15 protein-coding genes are annotated in these 15,176 nt (G+C 71.9%); 9 read left to right on the top strand and 6 right to left on the bottom strand.

What is annotated here, in order from left to right; genetic code table 11:
* Positions 1–50 precede the first annotated feature (50 nt).
* Positions 51–1,235, bottom strand: coding sequence for a quinolinate synthase NadA (gene nadA / locus ACFRMQ_RS25065; RefSeq protein WP_380732851.1), 1,185 nt, complete (start codon positions 1,233–1,235; stop codon positions 51–53).
* A gap of 221 nt (positions 1,236–1,456) precedes the next feature.
* On the opposite strand from nadA, the gene ACFRMQ_RS25060 reads away from it, so the two are divergent.
* The 3 genes from ACFRMQ_RS25060 to ACFRMQ_RS25050 all read left to right on the top strand — a co-directional run bounded on the left by ACFRMQ_RS25060 (position 1,457) and on the right by ACFRMQ_RS25050 (position 4,561).
* A complete protein-coding gene (locus tag ACFRMQ_RS25060) occupies positions 1,457–2,377 on the top strand; it encodes an NADP-dependent oxidoreductase (protein WP_380732850.1) in 921 nt (306 codons plus the stop codon).
* A 153-nt stretch (positions 2,378–2,530) separates the two neighbouring features.
* Positions 2,531–2,995 (top strand): Lrp/AsnC family transcriptional regulator, encoded by a 465-nt coding sequence (locus ACFRMQ_RS25055; protein ID WP_380732849.1) that lies wholly within the window; start codon positions 2,531–2,533, stop codon positions 2,993–2,995.
* A gap of 183 nt (positions 2,996–3,178) precedes the next feature.
* Positions 3,179–4,561 carry a pyridoxal phosphate-dependent decarboxylase family protein gene (locus ACFRMQ_RS25050; protein WP_380732848.1) on the top strand — a complete coding sequence of 461 codons (1,383 nt, stop codon included), beginning with the start codon at positions 3,179–3,181 and terminating at the stop codon, positions 4,559–4,561.
* Positions 4,562–4,667: 106 nt separating this feature from the next.
* On the opposite strand, the gene ACFRMQ_RS25045 is transcribed toward ACFRMQ_RS25050, so the two are convergent.
* A complete protein-coding gene (locus tag ACFRMQ_RS25045; RefSeq protein ID WP_380732847.1) occupies positions 4,668–5,528 on the bottom strand; it encodes a GNAT family N-acetyltransferase in 861 nt (286 codons plus the stop codon).
* A gap of 245 nt (positions 5,529–5,773) precedes the next feature.
* Here ACFRMQ_RS25045 and erpA point away from each other — a divergent pair, with 245 nt between their 5' ends.
* Positions 5,774–6,127: an iron-sulfur cluster insertion protein ErpA gene (gene erpA, locus ACFRMQ_RS25040; RefSeq protein ID WP_380696242.1), complete on the top strand. Its 354-nt coding sequence runs from the start codon at positions 5,774–5,776 to the stop codon at positions 6,125–6,127.
* A 54-nt stretch (positions 6,128–6,181) separates the two neighbouring features.
* On the opposite strand, the gene ACFRMQ_RS25035 is transcribed toward erpA, so the two are convergent.
* Entirely contained in the window at positions 6,182–6,841 is a 660-nt protein-coding gene (locus ACFRMQ_RS25035) for a hypothetical protein (RefSeq protein WP_380732846.1), read from the bottom strand.
* A gap of 108 nt (positions 6,842–6,949) precedes the next feature.
* Positions 6,950–7,156 carry a hypothetical protein gene (locus ACFRMQ_RS25030; RefSeq protein ID WP_380732845.1) on the bottom strand — a complete coding sequence of 69 codons (207 nt, stop codon included), beginning with the start codon at positions 7,154–7,156 and terminating at the stop codon, positions 6,950–6,952.
* Positions 7,157–7,430: 274 nt separating this feature from the next.
* Between ACFRMQ_RS25030 and ACFRMQ_RS25025 the strand changes: the two genes are divergently transcribed.
* Entirely contained in the window at positions 7,431–8,408 is a 978-nt protein-coding gene (locus ACFRMQ_RS25025; RefSeq protein ID WP_380732844.1) for a carbohydrate kinase family protein, read from the top strand.
* 101 nt (positions 8,409–8,509) lie between these two features.
* On the opposite strand, the gene ACFRMQ_RS25020 is transcribed toward ACFRMQ_RS25025, so the two are convergent.
* Positions 8,510–9,904, bottom strand: coding sequence for a cysteine desulfurase/sulfurtransferase TusA family protein (locus tag ACFRMQ_RS25020; protein WP_380732843.1), 1,395 nt, complete (start codon positions 9,902–9,904; stop codon positions 8,510–8,512).
* Positions 9,905–10,272: 368 nt separating this feature from the next.
* Here ACFRMQ_RS25020 and coxB point away from each other — a divergent pair, with 368 nt between their 5' ends.
* From coxB to ACFRMQ_RS25000, 4 genes are all read left to right on the top strand, one after another.
* Entirely contained in the window at positions 10,273–11,127 is an 855-nt protein-coding gene (gene coxB / locus ACFRMQ_RS25015; RefSeq protein WP_380732842.1) for a cytochrome c oxidase subunit II, read from the top strand.
* Positions 11,124–12,899, top strand: coding sequence for a cytochrome c oxidase subunit I (gene ctaD, locus ACFRMQ_RS25010; protein WP_380696230.1), 1,776 nt, complete (start codon positions 11,124–11,126; stop codon positions 12,897–12,899). Before coxB ends, ctaD begins: the two co-directional genes overlap by 4 nt.
* Positions 12,899–13,315: a cytochrome c oxidase subunit 4 gene (locus tag ACFRMQ_RS25005; protein WP_380696228.1), complete on the top strand. Its 417-nt coding sequence runs from the start codon at positions 12,899–12,901 to the stop codon at positions 13,313–13,315. Before ctaD ends, ACFRMQ_RS25005 begins: the two co-directional genes overlap by 1 nt.
* 173 nt (positions 13,316–13,488) lie before the next feature.
* Complete coding sequence (locus tag ACFRMQ_RS25000) at positions 13,489–14,751, top strand: Ig-like domain-containing protein (RefSeq protein WP_380732841.1); 1,263 nt, start codon at positions 13,489–13,491, stop codon at positions 14,749–14,751.
* Positions 14,752–14,769: 18 nt separating this feature from the next.
* On the opposite strand, the gene ACFRMQ_RS24995 is transcribed toward ACFRMQ_RS25000, so the two are convergent.
* Positions 14,770–15,141, bottom strand: coding sequence for a GntR family transcriptional regulator (locus ACFRMQ_RS24995; RefSeq protein WP_380732852.1), 372 nt, complete (start codon positions 15,139–15,141; stop codon positions 14,770–14,772).
* Between the last annotated feature and the right edge of the window lie 35 nt (positions 15,142–15,176).

Below are 15,176 nucleotides of genomic sequence, written 5' to 3'. Positions count from 1 at the left end.
CCCCTCCCACCGGAGGGGGCCCGCCCATTCGTCGTGCGTGGGGACGTCGGCTACGGCAGGGCCAACATCCGGTCCAGCGCGGCCTTGGCGTACTTCTCGGTCTCCGGGTCGACGGTGATCACGTTCGGCACCCGGCCCTCGACCAGCGACTCCAGTGCCCAGACCAGGTGCGGCAGGTCGATCCGGTTCATGGTCGAGCAGAAGCAGACCGCGCGGTCCAGGAACACGATCTCCTTGTCCGGGTGCGCCTTGGCCAGGCGGCGGACCAGGTTCAGCTCGGTGCCGATGGCCCACTTGGAGCCGGGCTCGGCGGCGTCCAGCGCCTTGATGATGTACTCGGTCGAGCCCACCATGTCGGCGGCCGCGACGACCTCGTGCTTGCACTCGGGGTGCACCAGGACCGTCACGCCGGGGATCCGCTCGCGGACGTCGTTCACCGAGTCCAGGCTGAAGCGGCCGTGCACCGAGCAGTGGCCGCGCCAGAGGATCATCTTGGCGTCGCGCAGCTGTTCGGTGGTCAGGCCGCCGTTGGGCCGGTGCGGGTTGTAGACCACGCAGTCGTCCAGCGAGAAGCCCATGTCCCGCACCGCGGTGTTGCGGCCGAGGTGCTGGTCGGGCAGGAAGAGCACCTTCTGGCCCTGCTCGAAGGCCCACTCCAGGGCGCGCTTGGCGTTGGAGGAGGTGCAGATCAGGCCGCCGTGCCTGCCGGTGAAGGCCTTGATGTCGGCGGAGGAGTTCATGTACGAGACCGGGACGGTCACGTCGGCTATGCCGGCGTCGGTCAGCGCGTCCCAGCACTCGGCGACCTGCTCGGCGGTGGCCATGTCGGCCATCGAGCAGCCGGCCGCGAGGTCCGGCAGGACGACCTGCTGGCGGTCGCCGGTGAGGATGTCCGCGGACTCGGCCATGAAGTGCACGCCGCAGAAGACGATGTACTCGGCCTCCGGGCGGGCCGCCGCGTCACGGGCGAGCTTGAAGGAGTCGCCGGTGACGTCGGCGAACTCGATCACCTCGTCGCGCTGGTAGTGGTGGCCGAGGATGAAGACGCGGTCGCCGAGCGCGGCCTTGGCCGCCCGGGCGCGCGCGACGAGGTTCGGGTCGGAGGCCGGGGGGAGGTCACCGGGGCATTCGACACCGCGCTCGCTGTTCGGGTCGGCCTCGCGGCCGAGCAGCAGCAGAGCGAGCGGTGTCGGGGTGGGGTCGACGCCGTGGGTCTCGGTGATGGTGGTGGTCACGGGCTGGGTGCCCTTCTGTGCGGCCGAGCTAGCGGTGGGGCCTTTTCGTCTAACTGACGCTATCTATGATAACCGGTTAGCGTCAGAGTGACGATGGCCATCCTGTCGATGTGACGAGAACCGCTCGCCGGAAAGGCTCCCCCAGCGGGCCCGGATAGCCAATTCGAGGGTGTCGAGCGTTGTCGAATCGATATTTCGAAGCCCCGGGGTATGGCTGAGCCATGAAGGCAATCGCGATCAACCGCTACGGCGGCCCCGAGGTGGTCGAGTACACCGACCTGCCCGACCCCAAGGTCGGCCCCGACTCCGTCCTGGTGGAGGTCCGGGCGGCCGGAGTGAACCCGGTGGACTGGAAGGTCCGGGACGGCGCCCTGGACGGCATCCTCGACGCGCACTTCCCGCTGGTCATGGGCTGGGACCTGGCCGGGGTGGTCCGCGCCGTCGGCGGCGGGGTCACCGAGTTCGCCCCGGGCGACGAGGTGTACGGCTACGTCCGCAAGGACGCCGTCGAGCACGGCACCTACGCCGAACTGGTCTCCGCCCCGGTCCGCACCCTGGCCCGCAAGCCGGCCGCGCTGGACTGGGCCCAGGCCGGCGGCCTGCCGCTGGCCGGGCTCACCGCGCTGCAAGGGTTGAGGGCGCTGAGCGTCGCCGAGGGGGACACCGTCCTGGTGCACGCCGCCGCCGGAGGGGTCGGCCACCTGGCGGTGCAGCTGGCCCGGGCCGCCGGCGCCCGGGTGATCGGCACCGCGGCCGAGCGCAACCACGACTTCCTGCGCGGCCTCGGCGCCGAGCCGGTGGTGTACGGCGAGGGCCTGGCCGACCGGGTCCGCGCGCTCGCCCCCGGCGGGGTGGACGCGGCCCTGGACCTGGTCGGCCGGGGCGCCGTCCAGGTCTCGGCCGAGCTGGTGGCCGACCCGGGCCGGATCGCCTCGACCACCGACTTCGGGGTCAAGGCGATCGGCGGCCGGTACGTCTGGGTCCGCCCGGCCGCCGCGGACCTCGCCGAACTGGCCGCGCTCGCCGACGACGGCCGGCTGACCGTCACCGTCGCCTCCACCTTCCCGCTGGCCCAGGCCGCCTCCGCCCAGGCGCTCAGCGCCGAGGGCCGCACCCGGGGGAAGATCGTGCTGCTGGTCTAGGACGGGTCGCAGGCCCGTCCAGCCCTCCTCGGTAGCAGTGAGGCCGCCCAGGTCATCCGCCAGAATGGTGACGAACCGTTTCGGTGGTGGCCGTCCGTCGCCCGCCGCCGGAGCGCCCCGCCGACCCCGTACGACCCGTGGAGCCCCTCACCCATGAGCAGTAGCCGAGCGCACGAGGTGGCCGGGGCCGACCTGGACGAGACCGACCGGCTCCTGCTCGCCCGGCTCGGCAGCGACGGCCGCGCCTCGTACGCCGAGATCGGCCTCCAGGTGAACCTCTCCGCCACCGCCGTGCGCCGGCGCATCGACCGGCTGCGGGCGCGCGGTGTGGTCCGGGGCTTCACCGTGGTGCTCGACCCGTCCGTGCTGGGCTGGCAGACCGAGGCCTTCGTCGAGGTCTACTGCCGCGAGCGCACCGCCCCCGAGGAGATCCTGGCCAGCCTGCGGCAGTTCCCCGAGGTGGTCGCCGCCTGGACGGTCACCGGCGACCCGGACGCCCTGGTGCACCTGCGGGCCGCCGACATGCGCCACCTGGAAGGCGTCATCGAGCGCATCCGGCGCGAACCCGGCGTCCAGCGCAGCCGCTCCTCGGTGGTCCTCTCCCAGCTCATCGGGTGAGCCCTCCCGGTCCGCGCAGGAATCCTGCGCGGAGCGGTTCGAAAACGCTCGAAACCTGCCTGACCAGCCGCGTTCCGACGCGCGGTGAGGCATCCCCGCTGCCTACGCTGATCACGTCCGGTCGTCGCGGTGAGGCGTCCCGCGGACCGGACGCCCCCACACCACACGCCGAGAGGGACAGCCGTGTCCGCAGCACCCGACCGCATGCACCGGCCCGACAACGACCTGGTCGACCTGGTCTTCGACTACATGCGGGACCGGCTGCAGTACGACCCCGTCCCGCTCGACCACCCCGGCGACGGCGAGCACCTGCGCGCCCAACTGACCGGCCTGCTCAACCAGGACGGCAACAACCCGGCCGACGTGCTCAAGCTGTACGACCACGAGCTGTCCCGCGCGGTCATCTCCGCCGACAGCCCGCGCTACCTGTCCTTCATCCCGTGCGCCCCGACCAAGGCCGCGCTGCTGTTCGACATGGTCGTCTCCTGCGCCTCCCTCCAGGGCATCTCCTGGCTGGAGGCGGCCGGCGCGATCGCCGCCGAGAACCAGGTGCTGCGCCTGATCGCCGACCGGGCGGGAATGCCCCAGTCGGCCGGCGGCACCTTCGTCTCCGGCGGCTCGGCGGGCAACCTCTCCGCCCTGGTGGTCGCCCGCGACACCGCCCGCCGCAAGCTGGCCGGTGAGGGCCGACCCAGCGGTCCGGAGGTCCGGCTGCGGATCGCCGTCGCCGACCAGGTGCACTCCTCGGTCAAGAACACCTTCAACATCATCGGCGTCGAGGCCTTCAAGGTCCCGACCGTGAACCGCCGCTTCACCGGCGAGGCGCTGCGTGCCGCCCTGGCCGCCGACCCGAACCCTGAGACGGTGATCGCCGTCGTCGGCACCGCCGGGACCACCAACGAGGGCATCGTCGACGACCTCAAGGGCCTGGCCGAGGTCGCCCGCGAGCGCGACCTGTGGTTCCACGTGGACGGCGCCTACGGCGGCGCGGGCCTGTTCGCCCCCTCGGTGCGCGAGCGCTACGACGGCATCGAGCACGCCGACTCCTTCGTGGTCGACCCCCACAAGTGGCTCTTCGCGCCCTTCGACTGCGCCGCGCTGCTCTACCGCAACCCGCAGCTCGCCCGCGCCGTGCACACCCAGGACGCCTCCTACCTGGACGTCCTGCACACCGAGGGCGACGAGTGGAACCCCACCGACTACGCCTACCACCTGACCCGGCGCGCCCGCGGCCTGCCGCTCTGGTTCTCGCTGGCCGTGCACGGCGTCCAGGCCTACACCGACGCCATCGAGGCCGGCCTCACACTGGCCCGGGAGACCGCGCGGCTGATCCGCGAGTCCGAGCACCTGGAGCTGCTGTTCGACCCGCAGCTCTCGGCGGTCTGCTTCAAGCGCAAGGGCTGGACCAACGACGACTACTACCGGTGGTCGCAGCAACTGCTCGCGGACCAGATCGGTTTCGTCACCCCCACCGGCTGGGACGGCGAGACGGTCGCCCGCTTCGCCTTCCTGCACCCGGGCACCACCATGGGGATGGTCGAGGAGATCCTGGACACCATGGTCTGAGCCCGCTCCTCGTCACGGCCCCCACCGGCGCGTTCCGGCGGGGGTCGTACACCTGTTCACGCCCTGTGCCCGTTCACGCCGTCCGCGGGTTCAGGCGTCCGCGGGTTCACAGGAACGCCCCGCTCGGCAGGTACGGCGTCGGCGGCCGCATCCCGCGGACCCCGACGAAACCGCCGGCCCGCGGCGTCAGCCCGACCTCCAGCCCGACGTCCAGCGCCCACTCCTGCTCCGCGGTCAGGTACTCCACCCGCGCCTCGACCCCGTCCGGCACCCGGGCCAGCGCCTCCCGCAGCAGCCGGACGGCGATCCGCCTGCTGGTGGCCGCGAGCAGCCGCACCACGCCGCCGTCCCGGTAGCAGTAGCCGCTGCCGGCCAGCGCGTCGGCGATCAGCAGCTCCTCGAAGTGGCCCAGCATCAGCTCGTGGTCCGGCCCGTGCGCGGACCCGCGCAGCCGCCGGTCCACCGAGTCCAGCAGGTGCAGGTGGGTGGCGTTGCCCCGGTGCACCGGGATGTCCCCCGGATCGAGCAGCCCGCCGCGGTCCACCCGCCCGGCCAGCCGCATCGCCGGGTGGAGGGTGAACCCGGCCAGCCGGTAGCGGCGGGCCGCCGCCGGGGAGTCCGAGGCGCAGACCATGCCGCGCAGACAGCCCCGGGAGTGCGCCGCCGCCCGTTCCAGCAGCAGCCGCCCGACGCCCTTGCCCTGCGCGGACGGCCTGACCGCCAGCAGTGAGGGCGCCCACAGGCCCTCCCGGCGGATCGACAGCACCGCCCCGACCGGCTCGCCGTCGATCGAGGCCAGCCAGCAGCCGCCGGGATCGGTGCGCGCCAGGTGCCTGGTCCGGGCCAGCCGCAGCGGCGACCGCTCCGGTGCCGCCCCCGCCGGGGCGGCCTCGCCGAACGCGGCGGCGGAGAGCTCCTGGACGACCTCGGCGTCCGCGGCGGTGTCCCTGACCGGGCGAAGGATCATGAGGACCATCCTGGCGGCCGGTGGGCCGCCGTGGGGCCGGTTCACCCGGATCCACGTCCCGGGCGGTGACCAGGCCTGCCGGGGTGTGCGAGCATGGGGAACGTAGGGGACACGGGTGGGCACACCCGGCCCACGGATAACCAGCCGCGAGAAGCCGCAGAATTCCATCGCCGTCCGGGAAATGAAACCGGACGGCTGTTGGTTGGCACTGGCGGCAGACCGTCGTCAAGACCGGGAGAAAGCAGATGACCGTCCAGGACGAGACCACCGTCGAGAGTGGCATCCTCCTTACCGATGCCGCCGCGGCCAAGGTCAAGGCCCTGCTGGAGCAGGAAGGCCGCGAGGACCTGGCGCTGCGCGTCGCCGTCCAGCCCGGTGGCTGCTCCGGCCTGCGTTACCAGCTGTTCTTCGACGAGCGCTCGCTCGACGGCGACGTGATCAAGGACTTCAACGGCGTCAAGGTCGTCACCGACCGGATGAGCGCCCCGTACCTGGGTGGCGCCTCCGTCGACTTCGTCGACACCATCGAGAAGCAGGGCTTCACCATCGACAACCCGAACGCCACCGGCTCCTGCGCCTGCGGCGACTCGTTCAGCTAAGCCCGCTGCGGAAGGCGGCCCCGGGGAGCACCCCGGGGCCGCCTTTTCCGTTTCCTACTGCCCGGCGCCGTCCGGGGTGACCGGGTCCGGCCCCATGTGCGGGTCGCCCTGCAACGGCAGCTCCTGGCCGCTGGTCCGGTCCACCACCGTCCGCCCGGCCAGCGGCGAACGCAGGTCGGTCGAGACCGACTGCCGCTTGGCCAGCGCGTTGCACTTCTGCCCCGGCTCGACCGTGGGCGGGCCCGGCACGACCAGCACCTCCACCCGGCCCGGCTGCGACTCGTCCGCCTTCAGCGCGTACGAGGTGCAGACCCCGCCGAAGAAGTAGACGGTCAGCTTGGTGGTGCCGTCCACCCGGTAGGCGACCGGCGGACGGGCCGGCGAGGTCGAACCGTTCGGGTTCGGCTCGCCCACCGCGATCCCGTTGCCCGGGGGAGCGGACGGGGCCGGCTGCCCGGGCGCGGGCGAGGCCAGGGTGGGCGTGGCGTCGGACGGCTGCGCCGGGGTCGGCCGCGCGGTGCCCGGGGAAGCGTCCGCGGAGGCCTGCGGGGAGGTGCTCGCCAACGCGGAGGCGGAGGGCGTGCCGCTCGTCGCCGCGTCCGAGGAAGGCTTGGCGCCCCCGTCACAGCCGGCCACCGTCACCACCGCCGCCAGTGCCAGGGCCGCCAGGGCCACCGCCCGCCGACCGCGCCGGGGCATCGTCTCCAGATCCATCTGCACATCCTCCCGAGGGTTCAGCGGTGCCGCCCGCTCGGCCGCGCCGCGCGGATCTGACGTGCCCCGGACGGATCCGGTTCCGTACCGGTCCGTTCCGTTCCGGCGTCAGAACCCGTACTCGGCCATCCCGGCGACCACCCGCCGCGCCCCGGAGGGGACCCGGACGCCGGCCGGGGCGGGGAGGGCGGGCTCCGGACCGGCCGCGACCTGCGGCCAGAACCGGCGCAGCCGCCGGGAGGAGTCCAGCAGGGCGTCGAGGGACTCACCGTCGTCCGCCCGCAGGGCGGGCACGGGGAAGTGGTCGGTCGTCATCGGGCATCGCTCCGATCCTGAGCCGTGGCCACGCTGCCACGGTCGACGTCGAGGCCACGTGCGGCGGCCTCCCGAGGCCGACCCTAGGCAGCGCTCCGGGCCGCCCACCAGTGCTACCGAGAGGTAGTACACATTCGTGCCGACGGGTGCCACCCCGGCCGTGCGGGCGGCAACTTACGGGACTCCTGCCTGGGCGCCGGCCGGAGCCCGGTACCGTGGGTGGGTTCACCCCCGCTCGCCCGCTGTCCCCGCAGCCACCCTGAGGAGACCTCCCGTGCGTATCGCCGTCGCCGGTTCGATCGCCACCGACCACCTGATGACGTTCCCCGGCCGGTTCGCCGACCAGCTCGTCGCCGAACAGTTGCACACCGTGTCGCTGTCCTTCCTCGTCGACGCCCTGGACATCCGCCGCGGCGGCGTCGCGCCGAACATCGCCTTCGGCATGGGTGTGCTCGGCCTGCGCCCGGTCCTGGTCGGCGCCGCCGGCGCGGACTTCGCCGAGTACCGCAGCTGGCTGGAGCGCAACAACGTGGACTGCGACTCCGTCCACATCTCCGAGACCCGCCACACCGCGCGCTTCATGTGCACCACGGACGAGGACCACAACCAGATCGCCTCGTTCTACACCGGTGCCATGGCCGAGGCCCGCAACATCGAGCTGAAGCCGATCGCCGACCGCGTCGGCGGCCTGGACCTCGTCCTGATCGGCGCCGACGACCCGCAGGGCATGGTCCGCCACACCCAGGAGTGCCGCACCCGCGGCTACGCCTTCGCCGCCGACCCCTCCCAGCAGCTGGCCCGCCTGGAGGGCGAGGACATCCGCGAGATCGTCGACGGCGCCACGTACCTGTTCACCAACGAGTACGAGGCCGCGCTGATCGAGAGCAAGACCGGCTGGGACGGCGACGAGCTGCTCGGCCGTGTCGGCACCCGGATCACCACCCTGGGCAGCAAGGGCGTCCGGATCGACCGCAAGGGCGAGGCCCCGATCCTGGTCGGCTGCGCCAAGGAGGAGGCCAAGGTCGACCCGACCGGCGTCGGCGACGCCTTCCGGGCGGGCTTCCTGGCCGGCCTGTCCTGGGACCTGGAGCTGGAGCGCTCCGCCCAGCTCGGCTGCATGCTCGCCACCCTGGTGATCGAGACCGTCGGCACCCAGGAGTACGAGCTGCGCCCGGCCGCCTTCCTGGCGCGCTTCGAGGAGGCCTACGGAGCCGAGGCGGCCGCCGAGGTCGGCGCCCACCTGGTCAAGTAGTCCCGGCCCCTCGGCGGTTTCCGCTCCTTGGGTCCTGTCCGGCCGATCTTGCCGGGCCCGCGACGCCGCGGGCTGATCCGCCAAGATCGGCCGGACAGGACCTAGGAGCGGCGCAGCACGAGGTGGGCCGAGCCCCGGTCGCCGCCGTACTCGGCGGCCGGGGCCTCGCCCGCGTACTCCTGCCCGCGCATCCCGCACCAGGCCGGGATGTCGAGCCGCGCCGCCTCGTCGTCGGCCAGGACGGCGACCGTGCCGCCGACCGGCACCTCGCCGATCCGCTTGGCCAGCTCGATCACCGGCAGCGGGCAGCGCTTGCCGAGGGCGTCGATGACCAGCAGCGACTCCTCGGCCGCGGGCTCGGGTGCCGGCAGGTCCAGCCCGAGCGGTGCCCGGACGCCGGCCACCAGGTCCGGAAGCACCGCCAGGAAGCGTTCCACGTCCGCCTCGGCCGTCCCGTACGGCAGCGAGACCCGGACGTTCCCCTCGGTGAGCACCCCCATCGCCGCCAGCACGTGGCTGGGCGTCAGCGTGGACGAGGTGCAGGAGGAGCCGGAGGAGACCGCGAAGCCCGCCCGGTCCAGCTCGGTCAGCAGCACCTCCCCGTCCACGTACAGACAGGAGAAGGTGACGATGTGCGGCAGCCGCCGCACCGGATCGCCGACCACCTCGACCTCGGGCACCAGCCGCGGCACCCGGGCGCGGATCCGTTCCACCAGCGCGTGCAGCCGGGCGTTCTCCCGGTCGGCCTCGGCCCGCACGGCTCGCAGCGAGGCGGCCGCGGCCACGATCGCCGGGACGTTGACGTAGCCGGGCACCCGGCCGCCCTCGCGCTCGTCGGCCGGCAGCGGCGAGGCGTACCGGACTCCCTTGCGCACCGCCAGCACCCCGACCCCGGGCGGGCCACCCCACTTGTGGGCGCTCGCGGTCAGCAGCGACCAGCCCGCCGGGACGTCCACCCGTCCGGCGCTCTGCGCGGCGTCCACCAGCAGTGGGACGCCGGCCCCGGCGCACAGCGCGGCGACCTCGCCGACCGGCTGCACCGTCCCCACCTCGTGGTTGGCGCTCTGCAGCGCGGCCAGCGCGGTGTCCGGGCGCAGCAGTGCGCCGAAGGCCGCCGGGTCGGCCCGGCCGGTCCGGTCCACCGGAGCCACCGAGACCTCGCCCCCGCCGGCCTCGTGGCGCTCGGCGACGTGCAGCACGCTGGAGTGCTCCACGGCGGAGTGGACGAAGTGGCCGCCGCGCCGCCGGTTCCCGGTCAGCGCACCCAGCAGGCCGAGCTGGACGGCCTGGGTGCCGCTGGCGGTGAAGGAGATCTCGTCAGGCCGGGCGCCGAGCACCGCGGCCACCGTCTCGCGGGCGGCGTCCAGCAGCATCCGGGCCTGCCGGCCGGAGCGGTACAGCCGGGCCGGGTCGGCCCAGCCCTCGTCCAGGGCGGCGGTCAGGGCCTGCCGGGCGACGGGGTGCAGGGGGGCCGTCGAGGCCGCGTCGAAGTACACGGTCACATTTAACGACACACCCGGCGTGCGAACCGGTCGGTCGCGCGGCTCATCCGCCGTCAGTCGATCATCCCGAATGTCCGCTTCATCCACGCCCGACGGGCCGTCACGGGTGTCGTCCGAGGTCATCCCCCGATCGGGCGTACGGACCTCGAATGCCTACGATGACCTGCGGCGCAGCCCCTGCCGGGCCTGATCGGGCTAGCGGGCGGCGCGTTACCGGGGGCTGCCCGTCAGGAGCGCATAAGGCTGGAGTAGGGTTTGGCCCGCATAAGCATTCAAACCGTGCCCGTGGACGGGTCGCCGGGGAGGCTCACACTCCTCCCCGGGGCGACGCGAAGGCGGGCGAGACTTCGGGAAGGCGCTACGTGAGTCCCAACGGCTCCGACCGCTCGCCGCGGCGCACGATGCGGCGGAAGCTGCCTCAGGCGCTGGCACTGGGCCTCGTCATCGCGACCGCCACCGGCTGCTCGGCCAACGACCTCCCCAGGCTTGGCCTCCCGAGCCCCGTCACGAAGGAAGGGCCCATGGTCCTCCAGATGTGGCAGGGCTCCTGGATCGCGGCGCTGGTGGTCGGCGTACTGATGTGGGGTCTGATCATCTGGAGCGTGATCTTCCACCGGCGCAAGCGCACCGGTGTGGAGGTTCCCCCGCAGACCCGGTACAACGTGCCCATCGAGGCGCTCTACACCGCGGTCCCCATCATCATCGTCTCGGTGCTCTTCTACTTCGTCGCCCGCGACGAGTCCAAGCTGACCGCCACCTCCGAGAAGCCGCAGCACTACGTCAACGTGGTGGGCTTCCAGTGGAGCTGGGCGTTCAACTACGAGAACACCGAGCACCCCGACCCGGCCAACCAGGACGCCGCGTACGAGGTCGGTACGCCCAAGGACGCTCCGACGCTCTGGCTGCCGGTCAACGAGACGGTGCAGTTCCGTCTCACCTCGCGTGACGTCATCCACGACTTCTGGCCCGTCAACTTCATGATGAAGATGGACGTCGTGCCGGGCGTGGTGAACAAGTTCGAGGTCACCCCGACCGTCAAGGGCGAGTACATGGGCAAGTGTGCCGAGCTCTGCGGCGTCGACCACTCGCGCATGCTGTTCAACGTCAAGGTCGTCGACCGCGCCGACTACGACAAGCACCTGGCCGAACTTCGCGCCAAGGGCCAGAACGGCGCGGTGCCCTCCGGCCTCATCGGCATGGGAAGTGAAGAGAAGTGACAATCCTCAACGAGCCCGCCGCGGCCGGCGGGGGCGCCGGTGCCGTCACGGTCGGGGCGCAGCGGACCCGGAAGCCGGGTTCGACCATCATCAAGTGGTTGACCACCACCGACCACAAGACGATCGGCACCCTGTACCTGGGGACGTCGTTCGCCTTCTTCCTGATCGGTGGCATCCTCGCCCTGGTCATGCGCGCCGAGCTGGCTCGTCCCGGGACCCAGATCCTGTCGAACGAGCAGTTCAACCAGGCGTTCACGATGCACGGCACGATCATGCTGCTGATGTTCGCGACGCCGCTGTTCTCCGGTTTCGCGAACTGGATCATGCCGCTGCAGATCGGCGCCCCGGACGTGGCGTTCCCGCGGCTGAACATGTTCGCCTACTGGCTGTACCTCTTCGGCTCGATCATCGCGGTGGCGGGCTTCGTCACCCCGAACGGTGCCGCCGACTTCGGCTGGTTCGCCTACTCTCCGCTGTCCGACGCCGTGCACTCGCCCGGCATCGGCGGCGACATGTGGATCATGGGTCTGGCCTTCTCCGGCTTCGGCACGATCCTCGGTGCGGTCAACTTCATCACCACCATCATCTGCATGCGCGCGCCCGGCATGACGATGTTCCGGATGTCGATCTTCGTCTGGAACACCCTGCTGACCGCCGTGCTGATCCTGCTGGCCTTCCCGGTGCTGGCCGCCGCGCTGTTCGCCCTGGAGGCGGACCGCAAGTTCGGCGCCCACGTCTTCGACCCGGCCAACGGCGGGGCGATGCTCTGGCAGCACCTGTTCTGGTTCTTCGGCCACCCCGAGGTGTACATCATCGCGCTGCCGTTCTTCGGCATCATCAGCGAGATCATCCCGGTCTTCAGCCGCAAGCCGATGTTCGGCTACTCCGGTCTGATCGCGGCCACCATCGCGATCGCCGGTCTGTCGGTGACGGTGTGGGCGCACCACATGTACGTCACCGGACAGGTACTGCTGCCGTTCTTCTCGTTCATGACCTTCCTGATCGCGGTCCCGACCGGTGTGAAGTTCTTCAACTGGGTCGGCACCATGTGGAAGGGCTCGCTGAGCTTCGAGACCCCGATGCTCTGGACGGTCGGCTTCCTGGTCACCTTCCTCTTCGGCGGTCTGACCGGTGTCCTGCTGGCCTCCCCGCCGATCGACTTCCACGTCTCGGACTCGTACTTCGTCGTCGCCCACTTCCACTACGTGGTCTTCGGCACCGTCGTGTTCGCGATGTTCGCCGGCTTCCACTTCTGGTGGCCGAAGATGACCGGCAAGATGCTGGACGAGCGCCTCGGCAAGATCACCTTCTGGACGCTGTTCTTCGGCTTCCACACCACCTTCCTGGTGCAGCACTGGCTCGGCGCGGAGGGCATGCCCCGCCGCTACGCCGACTACCTGGCCTCGGACGGCTTCACCACCCTGAACACCGTCTCGACCATCGGCTCGTTCGTGCTCGGCCTGTCGATGCTGCCGTTCCTCTACAACGTGTGGAAGACGGCCAAGTACGGCGAGAAGGTCACCGTGGACGACCCGTGGGGCTTCGGCCGCTCGCTGGAGTGGGCGACCTCCTGCCCGCCGCCGCGGCACAACTTCCTCACCCTCCCGCGGATCCGCTCCGAATCCCCGGCCTTCGACCTCCACCACCCGGAGATCGCCGCGCTGGACTACCTGGAGAACCACGGTGAGCCGGCCAAGCACCTCGCCGGTGTGACCCCGGCGAAGTACGACGCCCCGCAGCTGGGCAAGGGCAAGAAGGAGGGCGACGCCTGATGAAGGAACAGGGAAAGATCTTCCTGGGCCTGTCCGTCTTCGTGCTGGCCATGGCCGTGACCTACGGTCTGTGGACCAACCACTCGGACAAGGGCATCGAGGCGGCCGGCACCACGGCGCTGTTCCTGGCCTTCGGCCTCTGCGCCTTCATCGGGTACTACCTCGCCTTCACCGCCCGCCGGGTGGACAGCGGCGCGGGTGACAACCCCGAGGCCGAGGTCGCGGACGACTCCGGCGAGCTGGGCTTCTTCGCCCCGCACAGCTGGCAGCCGCTCGCGCTCGCGCTCGGTGGCGCGCTCGCGTTCATGGGCGTGATCTTCGGCTGGTGGCTGATGTTCTGGGCCGCTCCGATCATCCTGATCGGCATCTTCGGATGGGTCTTCGAGTTCTACCGGGGCGAGAACCAGAACCAGTAGGGTTCCCCGCTTCCGGCACCAGGGCCGGTCCTCCCGCACGGGGGGACCGGCCCTGCTGCGTCCCCCGGGGTAACGGCCTCACTCCGGTGGGTGAACCGAGGGTCCCTCGGATGTCGCTTCGCCCGGGCGCGTTCCTACGATCTGATCAATCGTGCGAACCTTCGGAGGCGGTCATGGCCGACAGGCGCGGAATCGCAGCTCTCGGCGGCATCTCGCTGGCCCTCGCAGTCCTGGCCCCGCTGGCCGGCTGCACGTCGGGGGAGGACGACCGCGCCACCGGGGGGCCGCACCGGATCGACGCGGCCCCGCTGGTCCACCTCTCGGCGGAGGGCAAGGCCGACCCCTCCCAGCCGGTCACCGTGACCGCCGTCCAGGGCAGTCGGCTCACCGACGTCACCGTGCTCGGACCGGACGGCCGGGTGGTCGCCGGGAAGCTCGCCGAGGACCAGCGCAGCTGGCAGACGATCGGCCGGCTGAAGGCCTCCACCGCGTACTCCGTCCGGATCTCCGCCGACGACGGCAAGGGCGGCCGCGGCGACACCACCGCCAAGTTCAGCACCGTCGAGGCCCAGCGCCTGCTCACCGCCAAGCTCGGCCCGGACTCCTCCGGCAGCGGCGTCTACGGGGTGGGCCAGCCGCTCACCGTGCAGCTCTCCGAGGACGTCAAGGACCCGCAGGCCCGCCAGGAGGTCGAGCGGGCCCTGACGGTCGCTTCCCAGCCCGCCGTCAACGGCGCCTGGTACTGGGTGGACGACAAGAACCTGCACTTCCGCCCGGAGGAGTACTGGCCGGCCGGTACGACCGTCTCGCTGGCCTTCGACGGCACCGGCAGCCGGATCGCCGACGGCCTCTACGGCGGCGACCGCAGCTCGCTGAAGCTGCGGATCGGCGAACGGGTGGAGTCGGTGATCGACGCGGCCGCGCACGTGCTCACCCTGAAGCGCGACGGCGAGGTGCTGCGGACCATCCCGGTCACCACCGGCAAGCCCGGCTTCGACACCCGCAACGGCGTCAAGGTGGTGCTCGGCCAGGAGCGGTCGGTCCGGATGAACGGGGAGACCATCGGCATAGCGGCGGGCAGCTCGGAGGCCTACGACCTGGACGTGCAGTGGGCCACCCGGGTGACCTGGAGCGGCGAGTACGTCCACGCGGCGCCCTGGTCGGTCGGCTCGCAGGGCCTGGAGAACGTCAGCCACGGCTGTACCGGCATGAGCACCGAGAACGCGCAGTGGTTCTACCAGCACACCCGGGTGGGGGACCTGGTGACGGTGGTGAACAGCCGCGGCGGCGCGATGGAGCCCTTCGGCAACGGCTTCGGGGACTGGAACGTCGGCTGGACGGACTGGCTGAAGCACAGCGCCTCGGGACAGCCCGTCGGCACCACCGCGCCGGCCTCCCAGTCCCCGGCCTCGGGGATGATCCGTCCCGAGCTCTGACGGGCCGCGCGGGCCCTCCTAGCGCTCCTGGTAGGCCAGCCGCAGGGCGGTGTCCACGGCGGCCAGGGCCTCCCCGGCGGAGAGGCCCAGCCGGCTCGCCCGGGCCGCGTACTCGGCGGCGGCCTCGGCGGCCAGCCGGTGGGAGGCGTCCCCGGTGGCGGCGATCAGCGTGCCGCGCCGGCCGTGGGTCTCCACCACGCCGTCCGCCTCCAGCTCGCGGTAGGCCCGGGCGACGGTGCCGGCGGCCAGCCCCAGCTCCTCGGCCAGGGCCCGGACGGTGGGCAGCTTCAGCCCGGTCGGCAGCTCGCCGGAGCGGGCCCGCTCGGCGATCTGGGCGCGGATCTGCTCGTACGGGGGAGTGGCGGAGGCGGGATCGACGGAGAGCTGCACGGGGGCTCCTGGTGGCGAGGGCGGCGGGTACGGGG

Origin of the sequence: Kitasatospora sp. NPDC056783, assembly GCF_042789895.1 — a bacterium.
GTDB lineage: Bacteria > Actinomycetota > Actinomycetes > Streptomycetales > Streptomycetaceae > Kitasatospora.
The sequence above is the reverse complement of the archived record's forward strand: the minus strand, read 5'-3'. Positions and strand labels throughout refer to the sequence as shown.